This is a genomic window from Streptomyces sp. WAC05292 (genome assembly GCF_003949955.1).
In the GTDB taxonomy this organism is placed as follows: domain Bacteria; phylum Actinomycetota; class Actinomycetes; order Streptomycetales; family Streptomycetaceae; genus Streptomyces; species Streptomyces globosus.
In genome coordinates, this window is sequence record NZ_RPSE01000655.1 from 1 (window position 1) to 1945 (window position 1945).

Annotated in this window: 1 protein-coding gene; it reads left to right on the plus strand. The window is 74.4% G+C overall.

The window, feature by feature from the left end; translation table 11 throughout:
* Positions 1–286 precede the first annotated feature (286 nt).
* The gene (locus EF903_RS32095; protein WP_125548471.1) at positions 287–1918 is read left to right on the plus strand and encodes a phage tail sheath subtilisin-like domain-containing protein; all 1632 of its coding nucleotides are present in this window, start codon (positions 287–289) and stop codon (positions 1916–1918) included.
* Positions 1919–1945: the final 27 nt, after the last annotated feature.

Below are 1945 nucleotides of genomic sequence, written 5' to 3' on the forward strand. Positions count from 1 at the left end.
GCTCCGCCCCGGCCTGCGCCGCTGCCGTCCGCGCCGCCGTACGCCCCCACCTATCGCCCCTCTTCCCCTGGATCACCGCGTTCCCCCCGAAGGGGAACGTTACTGCGGGTTCGGGCGCGGCCGGTGTCCGGGCGGGAAGGCGGGGCTGCCCCCGACGCGGTCCGGCCGGTCCTCCCGCGCGGGTGCCCGGGTCGGCGATGGTCGGTCTGACCAGCGGATACGGCCGCGCCGCGGGCGGTACGCCGTCCCGGCCGGCCGCCCGATCAGCAGCAAGGAGCAGCTTCCCGTGCCGAACTACCTCTCCCCCGGCGTGTACGTCGAGGAAGTCGCCAGCGGTTCCCGGCCCATCGAGGGGGTGGGGACGTCCGTCGCGGCGTTCGTCGGGCTCGCTCCGTGCGGGCCGCTGAACGACCCGACCCTGGTGACGAACTGGTCGCAGTACGTCGCCGAGTTCGGCGACTTCACGGACGGCTGCTACCTGGCGCACGCCGTGTACGGGTTCTTCAACAACGGCGGCACGGCCGCGTACGTGGTGCGGGTCGGCGGCGCCGACCCGGCGGCCGCGGTCCCGGACTCCGCGGTCGGCCGCGCCGCGGCGGTGCCGGAGGAGGGCGCGGCCGGCGAGGCCGCCGTCCTCGGGTCGTTCAAGGTGGCCGCCCTGACGGCGGCGCCGTCCGGCACCGGCCCGCTCACCGTCGAGGTGCAGGACGCCGACGGCGCAGGCGAGGGCTCGTCAGGGGGCTCCGGCGCCGCGGACCGGTTCAAGCTGCTGGTCAAGGACGGGGACGCGGTCGTCGAGGAGTTCGACGTCAGCGCCCGCAAGTCCGCGCGCAACTACGTGGTCGCGCAGGTCCGCCAGCGGTCCAAGACCATCACGGTGGAGGAGGCCGTGCCGGGGACCGCCTCCGCGCGCCCGGAGGCGCAGTCGCTGACGCTGGCCCCGCCGCCCGCGGCCGGGCCCGCGGCCGTGCGCGCCGCCGCACCGGTGCCGGCCGCCGCCGGGACGGGCCTGGACTCGGGCCGGTTCCTCGGCGACTCGGCGGACCGCACCGGATTCGGCGGCCTGGAAGCCCTCGACGAGATCACCATGGTCGCCGCACCCGACCTGATGGCCGCCTACCGGCGGGGCCTGCTGGACCTCGAACAGGTCAAGGCGGTCCAACTCGGCATGGTCGCGCACTGCGAGCTGATGGGCGACCGGATGGCGCTGCTCGACCCGCCGCCCGGCCTGAACGCGCGGGACGTCCGCAAGTGGCGCATGGAGGTCGCCGGCTACGACTCCCGGTACGCGGCCCTCTACTACCCGTGGATCAAGGTCTTCGACCCGTCCACCGGCCAGGCCGAGGTGGTCCCGCCGTCCGGGCACCTGGCCGGCGTGTGGGCGCGCAACGACGCCGAGCGCGGCGTCCACAAGGCCCCCGCCAACGAGATCGTGCGCGGCGCGGTCGACCTGGAGCTCCAGATCACCCGCGGCGAGCAGGACCTCCTCAACCCGGTCGGCGTGAACTGCATCCGCGCCTTCCCGGGCCGCGGGATCCGGGTGTGGGGGGCGCGCACGCTGGCCTCGGACCCGGCGTGGCGCTACCTGAACGTGCGGCGCTACTTCAACTACCTGGAGGAGTCGATCCTCGTCGGCACCCAGTGGGTGGTGTTCGAGCCGAACGACCAGGCGCTGTGGGCACGGATCCGGCGCAACATCTCGGCGTTCCTCGTCAACGAGTGGCGGACGGGGGCGCTTTTCGGGCAGCGGCCCGAGGACGCGTTCTACGTGAAGTGCGACGAGGAGACCAACCCGCCGGAGTCGGTCGACCTGGGCCGGGTCGTCTGCGAGATCGGCATCGCGCCGGTCAAGCCGGCCGAATTCGTGGTGTTCCGGCTGGCGCAGTTCTCCGGAGGGGGCGGGGAGCTGGAGGAGTAACCGGCGCCGCCCCCTCAGCCCCACCCC